This window comes from Polymorphobacter sp., assembly GCF_051860865.1.
In the GTDB taxonomy this organism is placed as follows: Bacteria; Pseudomonadota; Alphaproteobacteria; order Sphingomonadales; family Sphingomonadaceae; genus Sandarakinorhabdus.
In genome coordinates this window covers 19,591-41,702 of record NZ_JBIMKZ010000011.1, presented here as the reverse complement: position 1 = coordinate 41,702, position 22,112 = coordinate 19,591, and the positions used below count along the sequence as shown (strand labels likewise).

At 67.6% G+C, this 22,112-nt stretch carries 24 protein-coding genes; 11 read left to right on the top strand and 13 right to left on the bottom strand.

The annotated features are described in order from the left end of the window. Nucleotide 1 precedes the first annotated feature (1 nt). From ACTIFJ_RS03635 to queF, 4 genes are all read right to left on the bottom strand, one after another. Nucleotides 2-805 (bottom strand): hypothetical protein, encoded by an 804-nt coding sequence (locus ACTIFJ_RS03635; RefSeq protein ID WP_439532722.1) that lies wholly within the window; start codon nucleotides 803-805, stop codon nucleotides 2-4. A 3-nt stretch (nucleotides 806-808) separates the two neighbouring features. Continuing rightward, on the bottom strand, nucleotides 809-1,702 hold the full coding sequence (locus ACTIFJ_RS03630; RefSeq protein ID WP_439532721.1) for a hypothetical protein: 894 nt from the start codon (nucleotides 1,700-1,702) through the stop codon (nucleotides 809-811). A gap of 9 nt (nucleotides 1,703-1,711) precedes the next feature. Next, the gene (locus tag ACTIFJ_RS03625) at nucleotides 1,712-2,704 is read right to left on the bottom strand and encodes a cyclase family protein (RefSeq protein ID WP_439532720.1); all 993 of its coding nucleotides are present in this window, start codon (nucleotides 2,702-2,704) and stop codon (nucleotides 1,712-1,714) included. Between the two features lie 240 nt (nucleotides 2,705-2,944). Then, complete coding sequence (gene queF, locus ACTIFJ_RS03620) at nucleotides 2,945-3,394, bottom strand: preQ(1) synthase (protein WP_439532719.1); 450 nt, start codon at nucleotides 3,392-3,394, stop codon at nucleotides 2,945-2,947. A 103-nt stretch (nucleotides 3,395-3,497) separates the two neighbouring features. Here queF and sseA point away from each other — a divergent pair, with 103 nt between their 5' ends. Then, entirely contained in the window at nucleotides 3,498-4,343 is an 846-nt protein-coding gene (gene sseA, locus ACTIFJ_RS03615) for a 3-mercaptopyruvate sulfurtransferase (RefSeq protein WP_439532718.1), read from the top strand. Between the two features lie 16 nt (nucleotides 4,344-4,359). Then, a complete protein-coding gene (gene metC / locus ACTIFJ_RS03610; protein WP_439532717.1) occupies nucleotides 4,360-5,547 on the top strand; it encodes a cystathionine beta-lyase in 1,188 nt (395 codons plus the stop codon). Nucleotides 5,548-5,601: 54 nt separating this feature from the next. Here metC and ACTIFJ_RS03605 read toward each other — a convergent pair whose 3' ends face one another. Next, nucleotides 5,602-6,396, bottom strand: coding sequence for a PEPxxWA-CTERM sorting domain-containing protein (locus tag ACTIFJ_RS03605; RefSeq protein WP_439532716.1), 795 nt, complete (start codon nucleotides 6,394-6,396; stop codon nucleotides 5,602-5,604). Between the two features lie 287 nt (nucleotides 6,397-6,683). Here ACTIFJ_RS03605 and ACTIFJ_RS03600 point away from each other — a divergent pair, with 287 nt between their 5' ends. Then, a complete protein-coding gene (locus ACTIFJ_RS03600) occupies nucleotides 6,684-8,084 on the top strand; it encodes a porin (protein ID WP_439532715.1) in 1,401 nt (466 codons plus the stop codon). A 6-nt stretch (nucleotides 8,085-8,090) separates the two neighbouring features. Here ACTIFJ_RS03600 and ACTIFJ_RS03595 read toward each other — a convergent pair whose 3' ends face one another. The 6 genes from ACTIFJ_RS03595 to eno all read right to left on the bottom strand — a co-directional run bounded on the left by ACTIFJ_RS03595 (nucleotide 8,091) and on the right by eno (nucleotide 16,329). Continuing rightward, entirely contained in the window at nucleotides 8,091-9,380 is a 1,290-nt protein-coding gene (locus ACTIFJ_RS03595) for a L,D-transpeptidase family protein (RefSeq protein ID WP_439532714.1), read from the bottom strand. 5 nt (nucleotides 9,381-9,385) lie between these two features. Then, complete coding sequence (locus ACTIFJ_RS03590; RefSeq protein WP_439532713.1) at nucleotides 9,386-9,892, bottom strand: hypothetical protein; 507 nt, start codon at nucleotides 9,890-9,892, stop codon at nucleotides 9,386-9,388. A gap of 85 nt (nucleotides 9,893-9,977) precedes the next feature. Beyond that, nucleotides 9,978-11,106, bottom strand: a protein-coding gene (prfB, locus tag ACTIFJ_RS03585) for a peptide chain release factor 2 (protein WP_439532712.1) whose coding sequence is annotated in 2 segments (ribosomal slippage) — nucleotides 9,978-11,036 and nucleotides 11,038-11,106 — 1,128 coding nt in all. Because the reading frame shifts where the segments join, the coding sequence is not laid out codon by codon here. A 33-nt stretch (nucleotides 11,107-11,139) separates the two neighbouring features. After that, entirely contained in the window at nucleotides 11,140-13,551 is a 2,412-nt protein-coding gene (locus ACTIFJ_RS03580) for a penicillin-binding protein 1A (RefSeq protein WP_439532711.1), read from the bottom strand. A gap of 61 nt (nucleotides 13,552-13,612) precedes the next feature. Continuing rightward, complete coding sequence (locus tag ACTIFJ_RS03575) at nucleotides 13,613-15,052, bottom strand: N-acetylmuramoyl-L-alanine amidase (RefSeq protein ID WP_439532710.1); 1,440 nt, start codon at nucleotides 15,050-15,052, stop codon at nucleotides 13,613-13,615. Next, a complete protein-coding gene (gene eno, locus ACTIFJ_RS03570) occupies nucleotides 15,049-16,329 on the bottom strand; it encodes a phosphopyruvate hydratase (protein WP_439532709.1) in 1,281 nt (426 codons plus the stop codon). Before eno ends, ACTIFJ_RS03575 begins: the two co-directional genes overlap by 4 nt. A gap of 140 nt (nucleotides 16,330-16,469) precedes the next feature. Between eno and ACTIFJ_RS03565 the strand changes: the two genes are divergently transcribed. The 5 genes from ACTIFJ_RS03565 (at nucleotide 16,470) to ACTIFJ_RS03545 (ending at nucleotide 18,711) form a co-directional block, all read left to right on the top strand. After that, nucleotides 16,470-16,868 (top strand): hypothetical protein, encoded by a 399-nt coding sequence (locus ACTIFJ_RS03565; RefSeq protein WP_439532708.1) that lies wholly within the window; start codon nucleotides 16,470-16,472, stop codon nucleotides 16,866-16,868. Next, nucleotides 16,865-17,287, top strand: coding sequence for a phage holin family protein (locus tag ACTIFJ_RS03560; RefSeq protein ID WP_439532707.1), 423 nt, complete (start codon nucleotides 16,865-16,867; stop codon nucleotides 17,285-17,287). Before ACTIFJ_RS03565 ends, ACTIFJ_RS03560 begins: the two co-directional genes overlap by 4 nt. Further along, nucleotides 17,274-17,756 (top strand): hypothetical protein, encoded by a 483-nt coding sequence (locus ACTIFJ_RS03555; RefSeq protein WP_439532706.1) that lies wholly within the window; start codon nucleotides 17,274-17,276, stop codon nucleotides 17,754-17,756. Before ACTIFJ_RS03560 ends, ACTIFJ_RS03555 begins: the two co-directional genes overlap by 14 nt. Before the next feature lie 80 nt (nucleotides 17,757-17,836). Then, entirely contained in the window at nucleotides 17,837-18,469 is a 633-nt protein-coding gene (locus ACTIFJ_RS03550) for an MlaC/ttg2D family ABC transporter substrate-binding protein (RefSeq protein ID WP_439532705.1), read from the top strand. Nucleotides 18,470-18,501: 32 nt separating this feature from the next. Continuing rightward, entirely contained in the window at nucleotides 18,502-18,711 is a 210-nt protein-coding gene (locus ACTIFJ_RS03545) for a DUF4170 domain-containing protein (protein WP_439532704.1), read from the top strand. A gap of 32 nt (nucleotides 18,712-18,743) precedes the next feature. Here the strand turns inward: ACTIFJ_RS03545 and rpmE are convergent, their stop codons facing one another. Continuing rightward, the gene (gene rpmE / locus ACTIFJ_RS03540; protein WP_439532734.1) at nucleotides 18,744-18,974 is read right to left on the bottom strand and encodes a 50S ribosomal protein L31; all 231 of its coding nucleotides are present in this window, start codon (nucleotides 18,972-18,974) and stop codon (nucleotides 18,744-18,746) included. A 292-nt stretch (nucleotides 18,975-19,266) separates the two neighbouring features. Here rpmE and ACTIFJ_RS03535 point away from each other — a divergent pair, with 292 nt between their 5' ends. The 3 genes from ACTIFJ_RS03535 to ACTIFJ_RS03525 are packed head-to-tail and all read left to right on the top strand — an operon-like array spanning nucleotide 19,267 to nucleotide 21,704. Further along, nucleotides 19,267-20,274: a cupin-like domain-containing protein gene (locus ACTIFJ_RS03535; RefSeq protein WP_439532703.1), complete on the top strand. Its 1,008-nt coding sequence runs from the start codon at nucleotides 19,267-19,269 to the stop codon at nucleotides 20,272-20,274. Between the two features lie 51 nt (nucleotides 20,275-20,325). Beyond that, a complete protein-coding gene (gene mobA / locus ACTIFJ_RS03530; protein ID WP_439532702.1) occupies nucleotides 20,326-20,838 on the top strand; it encodes a molybdenum cofactor guanylyltransferase in 513 nt (170 codons plus the stop codon). Next, a complete protein-coding gene (locus tag ACTIFJ_RS03525) occupies nucleotides 20,835-21,704 on the top strand; it encodes a DMT family transporter (RefSeq protein ID WP_439532701.1) in 870 nt (289 codons plus the stop codon). The genes mobA and ACTIFJ_RS03525 overlap by 4 nt, the downstream gene beginning before the upstream one ends. On the opposite strand, the gene fabZ is transcribed toward ACTIFJ_RS03525, so the two are convergent. Then, a complete protein-coding gene (gene fabZ, locus ACTIFJ_RS03520) occupies nucleotides 21,673-22,092 on the bottom strand; it encodes a 3-hydroxyacyl-ACP dehydratase FabZ (RefSeq protein WP_439532733.1) in 420 nt (139 codons plus the stop codon). The two genes, ACTIFJ_RS03525 and fabZ, sit on opposite strands and share 32 nt — an antisense overlap. Nucleotides 22,093-22,112: the final 20 nt, after the last annotated feature.

Below are 22,112 nucleotides of genomic sequence, written 5' to 3'. Positions count from 1 at the left end.
GTCAGAGCCGGAATTCGACCACCGCCGCCCCCGCGCCATAGGTGGCGCCATAACCATGCACGACGGCGCCCGAAAACCCGCCGGTCGCCCCGAACACCCATGCCAGATGCTTCATCCCGAAGTCGGCCTTCGCCGCCCCGGCATAGTCCCCCACCGCCGCCCGTGCCGCATCGGCTCCCTGCGTCAGCGCCTCCAGGAACGCACGGTTCGCCGCATCATCCGCCTCGTGCCGGACATGGTCGGTGGCGATATCGATGGTCCTGTCGAAATAGGCCCCGGACAGCCCGCCAACGGCCACCACGGCCACCCTTTTGCCCTGCGCGTCAGCGATCGCCGCCGCCATCGCCGCCAGCTTCTCGGTCGTCGCAAAGTCATGGTAGACATTGTTGGCTGCAATCACCACCGGCACCCGCTCCGGGTTGAGCAACGTGTCCGCCACGATCGTCCCGGTATCGATCGGAAAATCCTCATAATCCACCGGCTTGGCGCTCACCCCCACGCCCGCGCACCCCGCCACACAGGCCTCGGCCAGCGCCACATCGGCCCTGATGTCGAACGGCAGATCGCCAAACTCATACCAGTTCTCGTCGACATGCACGCCCACCGACCGCGCGCGCACCTGCCACAGCTCATCAAGCACCGCGATCCACTGCGTCGAATAGACCAGCAGCACATCGGGCTTCGATGCCACCAGTGCGTCGCGCGCCCGCCCGAACCCCGTCGCCAGCCCCGCCCAGGCCGGATTCTCCGGCTTCAGCATCGGCAACGGCGAGCCGCTCACCAGAAAGGCAGACACCACCGCCATATATCAGGCCCCCACCCGTTCGAGATTCCATTCCATCACCGCATTGCCGGTGCCGATCACCGTCCCATAGCCATGCAGCTCGGCCGGCGACTTGGGAAAGCCCATCGCCGACAGCATCCAGGGGAACGCCCCGGACTTCACCTCGGCAAAAGCCTCCTCCACCCAGTTCGGGAACAGCCGCATGACCTCGTCCACCTCGCCGCGGCGCAGCAGTTCGATGATCCGCATGTCCCATTTGTAGCCGACATAGCTCTGCGGATGCTCCCGAGTCATATCCTCGGGCAGCGCCGGCTCCTCATGGAAATGCCAGTGCGAAAAGGTGTTCGAGCACAAAAGCACCGCCCGTTTGCCGCTTTTCTCGATCGCCCGCCGCGTCGTCTCGCCCAGCGTCACCATCTCGTCGATGCCTTCGTCGAGCGTCAGGAAATAGGGCGAGTTGTTTGCCGAGATCCCCACCACCGGGATGTCCCACTGGGGCCGGATCATGTGCAGCGTGGTGATCGTCCCGTAATCGACCCGGAACCCCGGGTTGCGCATCATCCGCGAGTCCAGGCCCGCCGCCTGCGCCTCCGCACAGCACGCCTCGGCCAGTTCTACATCGACATTCAAGTCGAACTTGTAGCGAAACAAGTTCGGAAAGATCGGATCGACCGACTTCCCCGAAAGCTTCTCCACGCCCAGGAAATGATGCCCCACCAATGTCTGCCAATGCGGCGAATGCACGAGCAGCACATCGGGCTTCAGCTCGTCGAGAGACTTGCGCGCCCGCTCATAAGCCCAGCGCAACTGCTCCCACCCGCCCTCGGAACGCGGCTCGTTCTGCGGCGGGTTCTCGGCATAGACGAGATGCGGCGGATGCGGCGCAATGAAGCCGGCAACGATCTTACCTTCAGCCATATCGACCTCCTAAAAGATAGCCATCGGCCGCACCGGAGACCCCGTGGCCCCCTTGAACGGCACCGGCCCCACCGAAAAAGCAAACACCCAGGCCTTCTTCTCGATCAGCCCGGAAAACTTCATGTTCTCCATCACATAAATGCCGTTCTCAATCAGGAACTTCTGGTGATTCGCGGCAAACAGCCGCCCGCCCTTGTCCGGAATCGCCTCCACCGCCCAATTGTCGGAGCCGACCAGCACTACCTTCTTCTTCACCAGCCAGTCCCCCGCCGCCGGGGACAGCCCCGCCGTCCCCGAGTTGAACTTGGCATTGTCCTTTTTCCAGTACAGGTCCCAGCCGGTCCGGACGAACACCGCATCGCCCTCGCGGATATCGTCCAGCCCCAGCCCCTGCTTCTTCAGCGCCATCTCCAGATCGGCGACCTCGATCATGTCCCCCACGTCGAGCACGCGCGGCAAAATCGCCGTCGCCACATCGATAAGCACGCCGCGCGTGAAGATCGGCGGCACATTCTCCACCCCCAGCTTCTTGAAGCCATGGCCGTCGCCGATCTCGGACTGCTTGTGCCCATTGTAATAGCGAACCTCGCTGGTCCCGTCCTCGTCGCGCCACACAGTCCCCATGTGCATCAGCGAGTCGAACTGGGTGCCGTTCTGCCCAAGCTCCCCCGAAATATGGTCCTCGTTCCACACCAGCTTGTTCTCGCCCATCGGGCCGTAGGTGGGCGCCCCCGGAATCGTCAGCCGATAGGTCCGCTTGTACGGCGTCAGCGCGAACAGCGGCATGTCCTCCTCATAGGTCTGCGTCAGATCCACCACCGTCCCGGTCCGGATCAGCCCCGCCGCCTCCACCACCTTCGCCGGCGTCAGCCGATTGGCCGCGCCAATGACATCATCCTTGCCGAACTCCGACGGCCACCATTTCGGCCGCTCCAGCGATCCCTGCCCACTCGCCGGCACCGCCATCAGCACCCCAAGCGCCACCCCCAGCAAAAACCGCATGCCCGTCTCCCATATCCCCTAGCATAGTCCGGCCCCCGCCCCCGCATGGCAAGAGCGGGGCGGCGAAGCAGTCTCACAATATGAGAGGAAGTAAGAGGGCCTCCGGCGGGCAGGGCTTGCCCCCTGCACCCCATTTGATGGGTCCGTGACAAAGCAGCGGCGGTAGTCGCAGCAGGAGTGCCACTCTTCATGGGGTGCAGGGGGCAAGCCCCCTGCCCGCCGGAGGCAAAATTCCTGCCCTCACCCCCGCCCGCGATACCCCGGCACCCCCTGGTCCGGCAGCCACAGCCCCTCCGGCGGCGGCCCGGACTGCCAGAACACATCGATCGGGATCCCCCCGCGCGGGTACCAATAGCCGCCGATCCGCAGCCAGCGCGGCCGCATCTCGGTGGCCAGCCGCACGCCGATGCCGACGGTCACGTCCTCATGGAAGCCGGCATGGTTGCGGAACGAGCCGAGGAACAGCTTCAGCGATTTCGATTCGACGATGCGGGCGTCGGGCACATAGTCGATGACCAGGTGGGCGAAGTCCGGCGCCCCGGTCACCGGGCACAGCGAGGTGAATTCGGGCACGGCGAAGCGTACGAGGTAAACCAGCCCGGCGCGCGGGTTCGGCACATAGTCGAGCACGGCGTCGTCCGGTGATTCCGGCAGCGTCGTGCTCTTTCCCAGATGCAATGTCTCGCTCATCCGCCTATCCATCTGCTCAAGCGCTTCAACAGGTGGTGACATGGCGCGTCGTCGCACCTATGTCACCCCTCCAAAGCCCAATGCGTCATACGGGGAGTATCTCATGAACCTTCTGGTCAGCACCGAATGGCTCGCCGCCGAGCTCGGCAAGTCGGACCTGCGCGTCATCGATGCCAGCCTTTTCCTGCCGGCGCACAACCGCAACGCCCGCGCCGAGTTCGAGGCCGCCCACATCCCCGGCGCCGTGTTCTTCGACATCGAGGAAGTGTCGGATTCGTCCTCGCCCTTCCCGCACATGCTGCCCTCGGCCGAAAAATTCGCCAGCCGCATGCAGGCGCTGGGCCTCGGCGACGGCAGCCGCGTCGTCGTCTATGATAATTCCCCCATCAAGTCATCGGCCCGCGCCTGGTGGATGCTGACGCTGTTCGGCGCCCATCAGGTTGCCATCCTCGATGGCGGCTTCGCCAAGTGGCAGGCGGAAGGCCGCGCCATCGAGAGCGGCATTCCCGTGGTCCGCCACCGTCACTTCACCGTCTGGGCCGACAAGGCGCTGGTCCGCGACAAGGCGCAGATCACCGAGAATCTGCGCACCCATGCCGAGCAGGTCGTCGACGCCCGGCCGGAGGCCCGCTTCACCGGCGCCGAGCCGGAGGCGCGGCCGAACCTGCGCCGCGGTCATATCCCCGGTTCGCGCAACATTCCGATCGATCGGCTGTTCAACGAAGACGGCACCTGGCGCCCGCTCGACGATATCCGCGCCGAATTCACCAGCGCCGGTCTCGACCTGTCGAAGCCGATCGTCGCGACCTGCGGCTCGGGCATCACCGCCGCCGTGCTGGCCTTCGCCGGCGCCCTGCTTGGCCACCCCGGCGTCGCCATCTATGACGGCGCCTGGTCGGAATGGGGCGCCTCGCCGACCACCCCGATCGTCACCGGTCCCGCCGTCTGATGAGGATCGCAGCGGCATGACCAGCCGCCGGCCCCGCCCGGAGGCGACCGGCAGCCTGTCCACCCGCGTCATCACCGGCGGTCGCGGCGACGGCCTGCCCTTCGTCAACCCGCCGGTGGCGCGCGCCAGCACCATCCTCTTCCCCAATCTGGCCGCCCTCGATGCCGCCATCGCCGCCCCCGATGCCGGCCTTTATTACGGCCGGCGCGGCACCCCCACCCATTGGGCGCTCGAAGACGCGCTGGCCGGCCTCGAACCCGAGGCCAAGGGCTGCAAGCTCTACCCTTCCGGCGTCGCCGCCATCACCACGGCGCTGCTCAGCGTGCTCAAGGCCGGCGACGAACTGCTCATCACCGACAGCGCCTATGAGCCGTCGCGCCAGTTCGCCGACCAATTCCTCGCCCGCTTCGGCGTCACCACCCGCTACATCGATCCGCGCGCCGACCTCGACCCGCTGATCGGCCCGAGCACCCGCGCTGTCCTCCTCGAATCACCCGGGTCGCTGAGCTTCGAAATCCAGGACCTCCCGAAAATCGCCGCCACCGCCCGCGCCCATGGCCTCGTCACCCTCATCGACAACACCTGGGCCACGCCGCTGCGCCTGCAGCCGCTGGCGCTGGGCATCGACATCAGCATCCAGTCGCTGACCAAATATGTCGCCGGCCATTCGGACGTGATGATGGGCGCCGTCACCACCACCGCCGCCCATTGGCCCGCACTCTGCCGCACCCATTACCGCCTCGGCCACAGCGTCTCCGCCGACGATGCGGCGCTGGCGCTGCGCGGCCTGCGCACCCTCGCCGTCCGCCTTGATCGCCACGAGCAGAGCGCGCTGCAGATCGCCCGCTGGCTGGAGACGCACCCCGCTGTCTCGCAAGTTCTTCACCCGGCGCTGCCCAGCCACCCCGACCATGCGCTGTTCACCCGCGATTTCGCCGGCGCCACCGGCCTGTTCGCCGTCGCCCTCACCGCCGGCACCCGCGCCGACACCGCGCGCCTGCTCGACAATCTCCACCATTTCGGCCTCGGCTTCAGCTGGGGCGGGTTCGAATCGCTGGCGCTGCCGGTCGATTTCCACGGCAACCGTACCGCCACCGCCCCGGCCTTCGCCGGCCCGCTGATTCGCCTCAGCATCGGCCTCGAAGACCCGGCCGACCTCATCGCCGACCTCGAAGCCGGCCTCGCCCGCTACCTGGCTGCATAAAAAACGCCGGCCCGCAGCAGCAGGCCGGCGTCATCATGCCTCGAAATCGTGGACTCAGGCCAGCGCCGCCGCCCGCCGCCGCCGTAGGCTCGCGCCCACCAGGCCAAAGCCGGCGATCATCAGCGCCCAGCTCTCCGGCTCCGGCACCGCGCCGCCACCAGCACCGGGACCGGGCAGCGGCACCAGATCACCGCCATCGGTCAGCGCCAGCGTCGGCTGAAAGCCCAATGCCGTTGTCGTCGTGCCCGATCCAACGGTCACGCTCGAGCTTGCGGTGCCGGTCGCCGCCACGGTGTCGCTCAATATCCAGCTCTGCAGGCCGATGCCCCCAGTAGCGAAGCTGAAGGTGGCGCGATAGGTGCCACCCGCCGTAAAGCTGATCGGACGATAGTCGAACAATGCTTCCAGGTTGGTCATGTTGGTGCCGAACGGCGCATCAACCTCGACAATCCTGCCAAAAGGCAGCCCATTGGCCTGCAATTGCAGCGAGCCGATCGCGGTGCCCGTACCGGTCAGCGTGTCGACCTCGGCGATCGACAGGAATATCCGTTGGGCGAACGGCGCGTTCACCTGCTGGAACGCCGTAATCGCCCGGTCGGCAACGAAGCTGGTGCCCACGGTAAAATCGAAAGATGCCGAATAGAAGGGAAAGCCGCCGGCCACGGCCGACCCCACCCCGACCAGAGTTGAGCCATTGGCATATGTCTCGACCGGCGTGCGCTCGACCGTTGGCCAGGCCCCTCCGGTTGTCCGCTCTTCAACGGTTCCCACATCGAAGTTCGACCAGAAAATGGTCGCGTTTGCCGGTGCTGCGGCGACCATCGCCGCAGTCAGAAGAAGATAACGCATGACACCCTTTCAGATTGAACGCACCGCCCCATACGATCCGCTTAATCCGACGTTAACAACGCCTTTAGCGTCGGGCAACCCCGTAAGCCACGAATAATGTTCTCATTTGCGAAGTGAACAGGGCAGAATATGCTTCGGCCAAGCGCGCCATTGCCGTTCATACCAGCCATCGTGTCTGCGTCTGACACCGATCTGTCACAATTCCGTTGCCCCCATACACAAGCCTCGCCTATGGCCGCACCAGATCGAACGTCACCAAACCCTCGACCAGCCCTGACGGAAATTCCATGGCCCCTGGCTTCAGATACCTTGCCAGCGCCACGCTGTTGCTCGCCTCCCCGGCCCAGGCGCAGACGGTCGAAGAGCTGCAGCGCCAGATCGACGAGTTGAAGGCGATGGTTGCCGAACTCCGTGCTGAGCGCCAGCAAGCCCTCCAGGCCGCACCCCCCGCACACCCGGCACCCGCGGCCGCCCCGCAGGTCGCGGCAGCCCCCGCCCCGCCCCCCGTCAGGACCGTCAAAACCATCGAGACCGCCGACACCGCCCCTATCGTCCGCAGCAAGCGCTGGTTCGAGCGTCTGTCGCTGCGCGGCTATACCCAGCTCCGCGTCAACGAGATCGTCTCCGGAGACGCCACCGCCCCGCCCGGCCAGTCGCGGCTGCGCTCGGTGGCCGATGGCGGCATCACCGACGAGAATAATTTCAGCTTCCGCCGCGTCCGCCTCGTGCTGGAGGGCGACATCACCGACAATATCTCGCTCTATTTCCAGCCCGATTTCGCCACCAGCGTCTCCGGCCAGTCGGCCGGCGAACGCCGCGAAGGCTTCGGCCAGCTCCGCGACGCCTATGTCGATGTCTTCCTCGATGCCGACAAGCGTTTCCGTGTCCGCTTCGGCCAGTCGAAGGTCCCCTTCGGCTGGGAGAACCTCCAGTCCTCTTCGAACCGCGCCCCGCTCGACCGTTCGGACGCCGTCAACAGCGGCGTCATCGGCGAGCGCGATCTTGGCGTCGTCGCCTATTACACCCCGGCCCCGGTCCAACGGATCTGGGACCGGCTGGAGGCCGATGGCCAGAAACTTTTCGGCAATTACGGCGCCTTCGGTGTCGGCCTGTACAATGGCCAGGGCACCAACCGCACCGAGGCCAACAACAATCTGATGACTGTCGCCATGGCGACCTGGCCGTTCGAGATCGGCGATCAGGTCGTCGAGGTCGGCGGCTCGGTGATGTTCAACCGCTTCCAGCCCGAAACCCGCACCGGCCTCAGCCCGCTGTCGTACAAGGACAATCGCGCCGTCGTCCACGCCATCCTCTATCCCCAGCCGTTCGGCGTACAGGCCGAATGGACCTGGGGCACCGGCCCGGAATTCGATACCGCCACCCGGTCGATCCAGGAAAAGCCGCTCCAGGGCGGTTATGTCCAGGCCATGCTCCGCGTCCGCCAGTCACCGCTCGGTCCATTCATGCCCTATGCCCGCTGGCAGCATTTCCGCGGCGGCTGGAAGGCCGCGATCAACACGCCGCGCCTCGAAACCGACGATCTCGAATTGGGCATCGAGTTCCAGCCGATGAGCGCGCTGGAACTGACCCTCAGCTATGCCCGCGCCAGCCGCCGCGAAGCCGATGAACGCCGCAGCGGCCGCGCCGAAGGCGACCTGCTGCGCGCCCAGCTCCAGTGGAACTACTGAGCGGCGTCACCCCTGGAGATCGCGCTTGTAAACGTCCGCCTGCCGCTGCAGTCCCGCCTTGCCCGGCGCGCGCGTAAAATAACTGATATAGACCGGCACCGGTACCGGCAGCGGGAGGGTCTCGTCCACCCCTGCCCCCTCCAGCGGACCGGTGCCATCGAACAGCCATTCCGCCAGCCGTTCCGCATCAGCCACCCGCACGCACCCGGAGCTCAGCGCCCGCCGGGACAATTTGAACAGCCCCCGGTCGGGCGTATCGTGCAGATAGATGCCCAGATCGTTGGGCAGCATGAATTTCACCCGCCCCATCATGTTGCGCGGTCCCGGCCGCTGCCGCACCCGCAGCGGCACGGTCCCCGCCGCCACCGCTTTCCAGTCCACCGCCTTCGGATCGACCGGCACCGCATCGGGTTCCCAGCCGGACATGATCTCCATGTCCCGCGCCGCCACATGCTTGACGCCGTTGCGCAGCACGGCGCGCGCCACCACGTCACGCGCCAGATCCTCGGGCACGTTCCAATAAGGCCGCGCCACCACATGGCGAATTACTCCGGACATCAGCGGCGTCGCCTGCGACGCCTTGCCGACCACCACCACCATCGAGCCGACCTCGCGTCGCCCCTCATACATCCACAGCCGCGCCCCGGCCGCGTCGACCACCACATGCTTGCCCTCGGGCCGTGCCGGCAGCGCCCGCGCCCGTTCGAGGTTCAGCCGCCGCACCCGCGCCTCGGCGGGCGTCGCCGCCGGCGCCGCCGCCATCGCATCGGCCATCGCTTCGTAGAGCGGATGCCGCTGCTGCAGCGCCGCCAGATACCCCGCCAGGTCGTCCGCCTTCGCTGCCGCGCGGACCAGCGCGCCGGCCTCCAAAGACGTTACCGCCGCAGGATCGGTCACCACCGGTGCCACCCCCGCCGGCTCGTCGAGATCCCGCGCCCAGGCGAGAAAGGCCAGCACCAGCGCCGCATCGGCCCGCCGCAACGCCGCTTCGTCGCCGCCGGCCGCATCCGCCACCGCCGCCTCCAGACCCGGTGTCCGATAGGCGGCGGGATCGCGCCCATGCCGCCCGCTCGCCGAAAATGCCGTCAGCAAAAGTCCCGGCCGATCGCCCAGCGCCTCACGCCCGGTAAACACCGGCTCGAAGCGCGCCGGCCGTACGGCCTCGCGCCCCGCCGACACCGTCCGCACGCCTTCCCTCTCGGCCACCGGCTGGCACGCGGCCGTCATCAACAGTGCCGCTGCCCAGACAGCGTAACGGCGGCGCCCGAAGGCGCCGCCGATCCGTTCAACCGACATCAGGCTCAGCCGCGCTCGCCGGCCCGCTGCGTGTCGGAGCCCCAGCTGCCACCGCCGGAGCCACTCGTCCCCGTCGTGCCGCCCGAGCCCATCGTGCCGGACTGGCCGCCCGAACCCATGGTCCCGGACTGGCCGGTCGAACCCATGTTCCCGGACTGACCCGTGGTTCCCATCGTTCCGGACTGACCGGTCGTGCCCATGGTGCCGGACTGGCCCGTGGTGCCGGTGCCGCTGCGCGCGGTACCTGTCCCGGTCGTCGTGCCGGTTGTGCCCATCGTGCCTTGCACGGACGTGCCGGACCCGGTGGTCCCCGAACCGGTGGTGCCGGTCGTTCCGGTCGTGCCACGGGCGCCGGTCGAGCCGCTCATCCCGCTCCCGGTGGTCCCGGTCGTCCCCTGGGTGGTGCCGGAAGCCCCGGCACCGGCCCCGGCGCCACCTGACGTCTGCGCCACGGCCATCGAGCCCATCAGCAAGGCAGCGGCCGCGCCGCCAATCATCATCTTCGTCTTCATCGTCGTCCTCCTCAGACCGACATGGTCGAAGGATCAACGGAACGCGCGACGCCCGGTTCCCGACAAAAATACGCCAGGTTATGAACTAGTCGACGTCCTCGACATCGACCTTGTCGCCGGTCACCTTCTGCGAAAGCGCCGCTGCCATGAACGGATCGAGGTCGCCGTTCAGCACATCGTCGGGCGCCGTCGAGGTCACCCCGGTGCGCAGATCCTTCACCAATTGATAGGGTTGCAGCACATAGCTGCGGATCTGGTGTCCCCAGCCGATATCGCTCTTGCCGGCCTCCACATCCGCCGCCGCCGCTTCCCGGATCGCCAGCTCGCGCTCATAGAGCCGCGCCTTCAGCATCTTCATCGCGGTGGCCTTGTTCTTGTGCTGCGACCGCTCGTTCTGGCACGCCACGATCACCCCGGTCGGCACATGGGTGATGCGCACCGCCGAGTCGGTGGTGTTGATATGCTGCCCGCCGGCACCCGACGCCCGATAGGTATCGATCTTCAGGTCGCTTTCCTTGATGTCGATCTCGATATCGTCATCAATCTGCGGATACACCCACACGCTCGCGAAGCTCGTATGCCGCCGCGCCGCCGAATCATACGGGCTGATCCGCACCAGCCGGTGCACGCCGCTCTCGGTCTTGGCCCAGCCATAGGCCTGGCCGCCCTTGATCAGCATGGTGGCGTTCTTGATCCCGGCCTGCTCGCCGGAATTATAGTCGATCAGCTCCACCTTGTAGCCGCGCCCCTCGGCCCAGCGCTGGTACATGCGCTGCAGCATCTGCGCCCAGTCCTGGCTCTCGGTGCCACCGGCGCCCGAGTTGATCTCGATATAGGTGTCGTTCTCGTCCGCCTCGCCGGAGAGCAGCGCCGCCACCTTGTCGCGCTCGGCCCGCTCGGCCAGCGCCTTCAGGGCAGCGGTGCCTTCCACTGCCATATCCTCGTCGCCCTCGTCCTCGGCCATGCCGATCAACTCGGAGGTCTCGGATAGTTCGCGCTCGATCGCCCGCGTCGCCGAGATCGCCTCGTCCAGCCGCCGGCGCTCGGTCATCACCACCTGCGCCGCCTTCGGATTATCCCACAGCTTCGGGTCCTCGACCCGCGCGTTCAGTTCGTCGAGCCGCCGGAGTGCACGATCCCAGTCAAAGAAACCTCCTCAGCAGGTCGAGCGCCTGCTTGATCTGGAGGGCATGGCTTTCCGCCTCGGCACGCATCGAAACATCCTCAATCAAAACCGAACGGCGTTCCTAGTAGATACCGCCGCTATTATCCAGAAACTCCGCGTCGGACCGCACCCGCCCGCCGATCGCCCGCGTCGTCGTGCTCGCACCCACCCGCCGCGGCTCGCTCTCGGGCTTGAACGCCTCCCAGATCACCGCCGCCTTGGGCTCGTCGCCGGTCGGCCAGCCGCCGAACACCCGCTTGCCCGATCGCCGGTCCACCCGCACCATCCGCACGCCGGGCGGAATCACGAACGGCCGCTTCTCCACATCCTTCAGCGCCACCTTGGCAAAGTCCAGCCAGATCGGCCCGGCGGTATTGCCGCCCTGCACATAGCCGCCCAGATTGCGCGGCGTGTCATAGCCCAGGTACAGCCCGGCCACGAGGTCCTGCGTCCCGCCAACGAACCAGGCGTCCTTCGGCCCGCTGGTCGTCCCGGTCTTGCCGGCCAGCGGCCGATCGAGCACCCGCAGCCTTGTCGCCGTACCCCGCGTCACCACGCCTTCCATCAGATGCACGGTCTGATAGGCCGTGCGCGCGTCCATCACCTGCCGCACCGCACCGCCGGGACGCGGCATCGGCCCGCCGTCCCATTCCTCGGCCTGGCAGTTCGGGCACGAGCGCGTATCGCGCCGGTAGATCACCTTGCCGTCGCGGTCCTGCACCATGTCGATCAGGCTCGGGTCGAGCGCCCGGCCGGCATTGAAGATCTGGGCATAGGCATTGGTCAGCTTGAGCACCGTCGTCTCGCCCGCCCCCAGCGCCACCGCCAGGTTCGGCGCATAATCGCCCACCCCCAGCGCCTTGGCCTGCGCCACCACCTTGTCCATACCGGTATTGAAGCCCAGCCGCACGGTCATAAGATTGCGGCTCTGCTCCAGCCCCCAGCGCAGCGTCTGCGGCCCGGCATTGCGCCCGCCGAAATTGCGGAAGCATTTCTGCCCCAGCCGCCGCCCCTGATAGACACAGAACGGCCCGTCCACCACGATCGACGAGGGCGTGAAACCATTGTCCATCGCGGTCGCATAGACGATCGGCTTGAACGTCGATCCCGGCTGCCGCTGCGCCTGCGAGGCCCGGTTGAAGCTCTGCGCCCGTGCATCGAAGCCGCCGACCATCGCATAAATTCGCCCGCTATGCGGGTCCTCGGCAACGAACCCGCCCGATATCTCGGGCGCCTGCCGCAATGCCCAGGCACCCCCCGCCCGCGTCACCACGATCACATCACCCGGCTTCATCGCCTGCGCCGCGGACATTTCGGTCCCCGCCCGCTTCACTGCCGCATTCGATGCCGGCAGCCGCCCCTCGCTGCCATCCTCGAAACCGATGCGCAGCCCGCCGCCGTCGCGCGCCAGCACCACCGCCCGCCGCCACGTCGGATAGCCAACCGCCACCACGGCACCCGCCAGCCGCCCGGTCCAGCCCTCGCCCAGCTCGATCGTCGCCGCCGGCCCGCGCCAGGCCCGGCCGCGCTCGAACCGCGTCAGCCCGTCGCGCATCGCCGCCTCGGCCGCCTCCTGCATCGCCGGGTCGAGCGAGGTGCGAATCCACAGCCCGCCGCCATAGACGCTGTTGCGCCCGCCGCCGATCTGGGTGTCCGAATCCTCGCCGAAGCGCTCGATCAGCTGGCGCCGCACATCCTCGATGAAATAGTCGCCGCTGCGACGCGTCCGCGGCGCCCGGTTCGGCACCGCCACCAGCGGCTCGGCGGCGGCGGCCGCGCGCTGCGCCTCGGTGATATGCCCGTCCTCGCGCATCCGCCCCAGCACATAGGCCCGCCTGGCCAGCGCCCGGGCCTGCTGCGTCACCGGGCTGTAGGTCGAAGGTGCCTTGGGCAGGATCGCCAGATAGGCCATCTGCGCCAGGTCGAGGTCCTTGGCGGTCTTGCCGAAATAGGCCTGCGCCGCCGCCTCAACGCCATAGGCGTTGCGCCCGAGGAAAATCTGGTTGAGGTATATTTCGAGAATCTGCTGCTTGGAGAACACCGCCTCCAGCCGCCGCGCCACCACCAGTTCGCGCAGCTTGCGGGTCAGCGTCACCTCGTTGCCGACCAGGCTCTTGGCCAGCTGCTGGGTGATCGTCGAGGCGCCGATCGGCCGCTTGCCGCTGAACTTCGCCTCGATGTTGACGAACACCGCATTGACCAGCCCGGCATAATCGACCCCGCCATGGCTGAAGAAATTCTTGTCCTCGGCCGACACATAGGCCTGGGCCAGCAGCGGCGGGATTTCATCATAGGGCAGATAGATGCGCCGCTCGCGCATGTAGCTGGCCACCACCTCGCCGTTGACGTCACGCACCGTGGACGGCAGCGCCGGGGCAAAGCGCGCCAGCGCCGCCTCGTCGGGCAGGTCGGCCGTCACATCGGTCCACACCAGCCACGCCAGCCCGGCCACCACCAGCAGTCCGACACCCGAAAAGATCAGCCAACGCCGCATCACCCCGCTCTAGCCCGACCGGCGCCAAAAGGCCAAGCCCCGTGGATTTTCATTCGTCTCATCATTCGCCGAGCAGATGCCGCTCGATCGCCCGCGCAATCCCCTGCGCCACTGTCCGCTGCCCCTGCGTCGAGAACAGAAAGTCGCTGTCCTCGCCGTTCGAGACATAGCCGGTCTCCAGCAGCACCGACGGCACATCGGGCGCCTTCAGCACCCGGAAGCCGGCGAAATGATGAAACTGCGAGCGAAACCGTATCCGCGACGACAATTCCTCCTGGAGCATCTCGGCAAAGCTCACCGAGACATTGCCGGTCGCCCGCCGCGACAGTTCGATCATGATGTCGCCCACCTCCGGCGCATCGATGCCGAGGTTGAGCCCGCCGATGATGTCCGCCTTGTTCTCGCGCGCCGCCAGCTGCGCCGCCACCGCATCGGACGCCACCGCCGACAGCGTATAGACGCTGGCCCCCCTCGCTTCCTGGTTCAGCGCCGCATCGGCATGGATCGACACGAACAGGTCGGCGCGGGCGTCGCGGGCAATCTGCACCCGCCCGCCCAGCGGAATGAACCGGTCGTCCTCGCGCGTCAGCCGCACCCGCACCCGCCCGCGCGCCTTCAGCTGCCGGGCCGTCTCGCGCGCGATCGCCAGCGTCACCGCCTTCTCATAACCACCCCGGACCGAGATCGCCCCTACGTCCTTGCCGCCATGGCCGGCATCGAGCACCACCAGCGGGGTGCTGCCCGAGCGCGGCTTGACCCCCGGCCCCCGCCCCTGCCGCCGCAGCGGCGTCGGATCGGGCACAGGTTCGGCGGCCGGCGGCCGCGGCTGCACCGGCGTCGACGCATCGGGCAGCGCCGCCCCGGCCTCGGTCTGCGCGCCGCCCGTCGCCCCCGCCCCCGCTACCGCCACCGCTCCCGCCGGCACCACCGGCGCCCCGGCCGCCGCCGCCGCAACCACCGCCTCGGGCAGCTTGGGCGGCGCCGGTGCCGCCGCAGGTGCAGGGACCGACGCAGGTGGGGATGCCGCAACAGGCGCCGGCGCCAGCGCCACATCCAGCCGCCCCGGCGCCCGCCGCACGAACATCGGCCGCCGCCCGGCCTTCACGGCGTTGCCAAATTCCGCCGCCGTCGCCCGCCGCAGCGTCAGCACCAGCTGCCGCTCGCTCGCCTCCGCCGCCACCAGCACCACCGGCGCGCTCAGGTCCATCACCAGCCGCGCCACGCCCGGCTGAAACGCCGCCAGCCGTAGCTGCTGCACCGAGGCAACTCCGGCCACCGTCGTCGGCCCGCTCACCACCGCCGGCAGGTCGATCACCAGCCGGTCCGGCGCCGCCAGCGCCAGCGTCCAGCCGCCGGCCACCGGCCCGTCGGTGCGGATCGTCACCGTGCCGGGCACGATCGACACCTCGAGCAGCGCCGCCGCCCGAGCGGCCCCCACCAGCCAGAACGCCGCCAGCAGGAATGCGGCTAACGGGGCCAGAACCGTGGCGCGAAGCGTCACCGCCGCATCAGCACCGCCGCCCCGGCATAACGCGCGCTGCTCCCCAGCTCTTCCTCGATGCGGATCAGCTGGTTGTACTTGGCCAGCCGGTCGGACCGCGCCAGGCTGCCGGTCTTGATCTGGCCGCAGCCGCAGGCGACCGCCAGGTCGGCAATCGTCGAATCCTCGGTCTCGCCCGAGCGATGGCTCATCACCGTCCGATAGCCGGCGCGGTGGGCGATATCGACCGCCTCCAGCGTCTCGGACAGCGTACCGACCTGGTTGACCTTGACCAGCAGCGCATTGGCCAGCCCCTCGTCGATGCCGTCGCGCAGCCGCGCCGGATTGGTCACGAACAGATCGTCGCCGACCAGCTGCACCCGGTCGCCAAGCCGCTCGGTCAGCAGCTTCCAGCCCGCCCGGTCCTCCTCGTCCATCCCATCCTCGATCGACAGGATCGGATACTCGTCGGCCAGCTTGACCAGATACTCGGCCATCCCGGCGCCATCGAGCTTCAGCCCCTCGCCGGCCAGATGATAGATGCCGTCATGGCAGAATTCGGTCGCCGCCGCGTCGAGCGCCAGCCACACATCCTCGCCGGCCTTGAACCCGGCCTCGTCGATCGCCGCCATCACGAAGTCGAGCGCGGCGCGCGTACCGTTGAGGTCGGGGGCAAAGCCGCCCTCGTCGCCCACGGCGGTGGCCAGCCCGGCCGCCTTCAGCTTGGCCTTCAGCACATGGAAGATCTCCGCCCCCCAGCGCACCGCCTCGCGGATCGATCCGGCCTGCACCGGCATGATCATGAATTCCTGGATATCGATCGGGTTGTCGGCATGCGCGCCGCCGTTGATGATGTTCATCATCGGCACCGGCAGCAGGCTCGCCGACACCCCGCCGACATAGCGGTGCAGCGGCAGCCCGCGCGCATCGGCCGCCGCGCGCGCCACCGCAAGGCTGACGCCGAGGATCGCATTGGCCCCCAGCCGGCCCTTGTTGGCGGTCCCGTCCAGCTCGATCAGCGCCGCATCGACCTCGCCCTGCTCCTCGGCGTCCATGCCGGACAGCGCATCGAGGATCTCTCCATTGACGGCTTCCACCGCCTGCAGCACGCCCTTGCCGCCATAGCGCCGCTTGTCGCCATCGCGCTTCTCCACCGCTTCATGCGCCCCGGTCGACGCGCCGGACGGCACGGCGGCACGGCCGAGCGAGCCATCCTCCAGCACCACATCGACCTCCACCGTCGGGTTGCCCCGGCTGTCGATGATTTCGCGTCCGATGATGTCGATGATGGCGGTCATACTGGCTCCTGAATCTTCGGCGCATCCTCATGCAACCGGGGCACAATCGCCGTTTCCGATGGTTGCACACATGCGCGTCCCGGGCCATCTATCGGTTGCGACCCGCCGCCGCAACGCCCCCTAAGCTGTCGGAGACGATGATGACCGCCGATAACACCCCGCCAAACTCGATCGATACCCGTCGTCCGGCCGCCGGCTTCTTCGATGCTGCCGAGTCCCGCCTGCTCGATATCGCCACCGACACCAAGACCGGGCTGGTCCGCTCGATGGACGGCCTGGTCATCGCCGCCCACCGCATCGCCGCGGACATCGACACGCTCGCCGGCCCCTCGGTCGGCGACCTCGCCCGCTCCGCCGCCGATGTGCTCGGCAACATCCAGCGCGGCCTCGACGAAAAGTCGCTGAACGAGCTGATTGACGAAGGCCAGGACCTGATTCGCCGCCAGCCGGTGCTGGCGCTCGGCGTCGCCGTGGTCAGCGGCTATGCCATTGCCCGCCTTGCCCGCACCGTCGCCAACCCCGCGGACGACAACACATGAGCGATGAAACCAGGGCAGCCCCGAAGGAACCCTCGCTGGTCGGTCTGATCCTCGGCGTCATCACCGATATCCGCACGCTGTTCAGCACCGAGATTCAGCTCGCCACCGCCGAGGTCCGTTTCAATATCGGCCGCCTCGCCGTCGCCTTCGCCATCATCCTTGCCGGCGGCATCATCTTCGGCGTTGCCGGCATCGCGCTGCTCGGCGCGCTGGTCGCGGCGCTCTCGCCCAGCTTCGGCCCGGTGATCGGCTCGCTGATCACCGCCGCCGTCGCCGCGATCACCGGTGGCGGCCTGCTGGCCATCGGAATCACAAAAATGCGCACCGGCCCGCTTGCGCCGCGCCGCGCACTTGCCAATCTCAGGACATACGCCGACTCGGTCGGCAAGAAGCAGGAGCTCCGGGATGACCACCCCTGATATCGATCGCCTCGACGACAAGGCCCGAGCCGCTCGCAGCCGGATCAGCAGCGGCGTCGCCACGCTGCGCGAGCGCACCGATCCACAGCGCCTCGCCGATGAAGCGATGGCGCTGGCCAGCAGCCAGGGGGAGGCGCTCACCGCCCGCGCCAAATCGATGGCCAGCAACCACCCGCTGGTGCTCGGCGCCGGCGTCGCCGCCATCGGGCTGGCGCTGCTCACCCGCCACAAGCTCAGTCAGGCTCGCGTCGATCTCGGCGATTCCGCCGACTATACCGATTATGACGACAGCTTCGGCCCCGCCCCCAGCGTGCTGACGTTCCGGACCATGCCGTCGAGCGAAGCGAGCAACCCGGACGACACCGCGTCGGGATCGGGCCGCAACCCCTTCACCTCGATCCTGCTCGGCCTCGCCGCCGGCGCGCTGATCGGTGCCCTGATGCCCGGCAGCCAACCCGATAACGAATAGGACGACGAACAGGGCTTTCAGCGCAGGTTCACCCGCGCCCGTTCATAAACGGCGCAAGATCAATCATTCCGGAGCCTTTCATGCGCCTGTTTCTCGCTGCCACCCTCGCCCTTGCGCCGCTCGCGGCCGCAACCCTGCCTGTCGCCGCCCATGCCCAGGCGGCGCCTGCGGCCGATCCCGCCGCCAGCAAGTTCATCGAGGGCCTCGCCAGCAACGCCTTCTCCACGCTCCGTGACCCGGCGCTGAGCCAGGCAGACCGCATCAGCCGCTTCCGTGCATTGCTCAAGGAAAACGTCGCCCTCGATGCGATCGGCAACCGCCTGATCCGCCGCCAGCGCGCCGAGATCACCGATGCCCAGTACAAGGCCTATCAGGCTGCCTTCCCCGAGTTCATTCTCAACACCTATGCCGACCGTCTGCAGGACTATAAGGACGCCAGCCTGAAGACCATGCGCACGGTGGCGCGCGGCCCGTTCACCGAGGTCCACACCCGCGTCAGCCTTCCCGGTTCGCAGCCGGTTGATGCCATCTGGCAGGTCCGCAAGTCGCCCGCCGGCAAATATCAGATCAATAATCTGACCGTCTCGAACATCAACCTGTCGATCACCCAGGAAGCCGATTTCGCCAACTACATCAAGACCAACGGCTTCGATGCGCTGGTCAGCTTCCTGAAGTCGGCGAATGCCAAGGCCGCCAGCGGCCGAACCGCATGACAAACCGGCCCGGCGACGCTAAGTCACCCGACATGAGCAAGCTACATCTCGTTTTCGGTGGCCGCGTCGCCAATCCGCAGGGCCAGGATTTCATCGAGCCCGACAAGCTGCATGTCGTCGGGATCTACCCGGACTATGCCAGCGCCGTCATCGCCTGGCGCGCGCAGGCGCAGCGCACGGTGGACGACGCGACGATGAAGTACGTCGTCGTCCACCTGCACCGGATGCTCGAGCCGCAATAAGCGGCCCGGAAACAAGCGGTTCGGGCGCCGTCTTACTTGGAACCGAGCCCGAAGCCCGAGAAGCGCTTGTTGAAGCGCGCCACCTGGCCACCGGCATCGAGCATCTTGCCAGCCCCGCCGACCCAGGCCGGGTGCGAGCTGGGATCGATGTCGAGCGCCAGCGTGTCGCCTTCCTTGCCGTAGGTCGAACGCGTCTGATATTCGCTGCCATCGGTCATCTTGACGGTGATGGTGTGATAGTCCGGGTGAATGCCGCTCTTCATGATGCTCATCCTCGATGTGGCTGGTGCCGACCAGCCTGAAAGCAAGCGCGCGTCCTAGCCGCCTTCGCCCCGCCCCGCAAGCCCACCCGATTTCTTCGCTTATCGAAGGAGTTTTCGATCGCGTCGTGGAGACACGCCGAATCGGCTGTCAAAAACCACCCAGAAATGACCCCAAACCGGACAATTTCCACCCCAAACCGTACCGGAACAGCCCTTGGCCGGCACTTGCCGTCGACGCGACGCCGCGCCAGAGTGCGCCTCGGGCGACCCCCCGCACCAAAGGCGCAGACAAATGGCCAGGACCAAGCCCCCCGCGCTCGATGACGCGCTGCGCACCGAGATTGCCAGCCTGCTGCTCGCCGGCCAGGCGCCGGACCGGATTGCCGCCCGCATCGCCAGCCGCGGCATCCCCGGACCGCTCGCCGCCGCCGAGGTGGCGCGCGCCGAAAAGAGCCCCTATCTGGCCGGCGCCCGCCCGCTGCAGGCGCGGCTGGCCAAGCGGGACTGGCTGCTGGCCAATGCGGCGAGGCTGCAGCGCCTCGCCGGCGATACTGTACCGACCATCCACGCCCTTGATGCGCAACGCTTTTTCACCGAATTCTATATCGCCAACCTGCCGGTCAAGGTCTCCGGACTGGTCGATCACTGGCCGGCGCGGCGCTGGAGCTTCGCGGGGCTGGCGCAAGCGCTGGGGGGGGTGATGGTCGATGTCCAGCACAACCGCGAGACCAACCGCAACTATGAGATCGACAAGGACCGCCACACCGCCCGCCAACCCTTTGGGCCGTTGCTCCGCCGGATCGTCGAGGACGGCCCGAGCAATGACTTCTATGTAACCGCTTATAACAGTGGCCATAACAAGCAGGCGCTGGCCTCGCTGTGGAACGATGTCGGCGACATTCCGGGCTGGCTGACGCCGCAGGAAGCACGCGACGGCTTTGTCTGGATCGGCCCGGCAGGCACCATCACCCCCTTCCATCATGATCTCACCAACAACCTGCTCGTCCAGTTTGTCGGCGAGAAGCGGGTCAAGCTGGTGTCGGCGGCGGAAACCCCGCGGATGCGCAACCATTTGCATTGCTTCAGCGATTGGCGCGGCGAGGACCTGCCGACCGGGCCCGGCGATGCGTCGAAGCCGCCGGTGATGGAGGTGACATTGCACCCCGGCGAGGCGCTGTTCCTGCCGGTCGGCTGGTGGCATCATGTCGAAGGGCTCAGCCCGACAATCGGCATGAGCTTCATCAACTTCGCCCGCGACAATGATTTCTACAGCCATTACGCCAGCTACGGACCTCTTTAAATTTCAAAGGTTTGTGCGCATGTCCTCACCGCACTTCATCGAGTACAGCGGGTGATTATCCTGGGCGCCATCCTTGCCGGGGGCCAGTCGCGCCGCTTCGGCAGTGACAAGGCGCTGGCGCCGCTGCATGGCCAGCCGCTGATCAGCCACGCTATCCGCGCGCTGCACGCCGAGACCCCCAATGTCGTCGTCTGCGGCCGTGCCTGGCCCGGCCATGTCGGCCTCAGCGACCGCATCCCCGGCGCCGGGCCTTTGGCCGGGCTGTGCGCGGCGCTCGAACATGCGCATTCAAAGGGTTACAGTCATGTGCTGATCGCGCCCTGCGATATGGCGATCTTCCCGCCGAGGCTGGCGTCCGCCCTCGCCCCAGCCCCAGCCGTCGCCGCCAGCCAGCCAACGCTGGGGCTGTGGCCCGCCCCCCTGGCGCCGCGCCTGTTCGCCCATCTCGCCGCCGGCCACCGTTCGCTGATGAGCTGGGTGGAAGCCAGCGGCGCCCGTACCGTTCACCTCGGGTTGCTGACCAACATCAACACGCCGGCCGACCTCGCCGCCCTGCACCGATGACGCCAAGGGGCTGGGCATTGCTGCAATGCACGCTGGGCATCGGCGCGCTCTGCGTCATGGATGCGCTGGTCAAGTTGCTGAGCCTGCGCCATCCGGTCGAGCTGGTGACGCTGATGCGCTTCGCCACCGGCGGCCTGCTGGCGCTCGCGGTGTGGCGGGCCAAGGGCGCGCCGCCTATCCGGCGGGACATGTGGGGGCCGCACCTGCTGCGCGGCGCCATCGGCGCGGCGCTGGCGCTGGCCTTCTTCTGGGGCATCACCCAGGTGCCGCTGGCGGAAGCCATCACCATCGTCTTCATCGCGCCGCTGATGGTGCCGCTGATGGCGCGGCTGATCCTCGGCGAGGCGCTGCACCCGCGCGCGCTGCTTGCCGGGGCAATCGGCTTTGCCGGCGTGCTGGTGAGCGTGCAGGGCGCGCCGGACGCCGGGCCGACACGCATCTGGGCGATCGCGGCGCTGCTGTTTTCTGCCGTCGCCTATGCGGTATCTGTGATCATCCTGCGCGCCCGCGCCGGCAAGGACGGCGCGGTGAGCATCACGCTGCTGGCCAATCTGGTCCCGGCGGTGCTGCTCAGCCCGGTGGTGCTGGGGCATGACGCGTCCTGGATCGACGATCTCGGCTGGTTCCTGCTGGTCGGCATCCTCAGCAATATCGGCGTGCATCTGCTGGCGCGCGCCTATGTGCATCTGGAAGCGCAGACCAGCGCGGCGATGGAATTCACCGCCCTGCCCTGGGCAGCGCTGGTCGGCTATGTGTTTCTGGCCGAAGCCGTGCGGCCGCAGATCTGGGCGGGCGCGGCGTTGATCTTCGCCGGGGTCTGGCTGGTCTCCCGGCCTATTTCGGCGGATCGGCGATCATCGCCGTGAAGCTGGCCTCGGCGGCGAGCTTGCCGCCGATCTCGGCACGGCCTTCGAACTTGCTGATCTTGCCGCGATTCTGGGTGAAGCGGACCTTCAGATCGAGGATGCAGCCGGGCTCCACCGGCATGCGGAACTTGGCCTGCTCGATCGCCATGAAATAGACCAGCTTGCCGATCCCTTCCGGCCCCAGCGTGTGCATCGCCAGCACGCCGGCGGTCTGCGCCAGCGCCTCGACGATCAGCACGCCGGGCATGATCGGCCGGCCCGGGAAATGGCCGGCGAAGAACGGCTCGTTGATCGTCACCGCCTTGATGCCGCGCGCCGAGACGCCGGCGACGATGTCCTCGACACGGTCGACAAGCAGCATCGGATAGCGATGCGGCAGCATCGCCATCACGGCCCTGATGTCGGCCG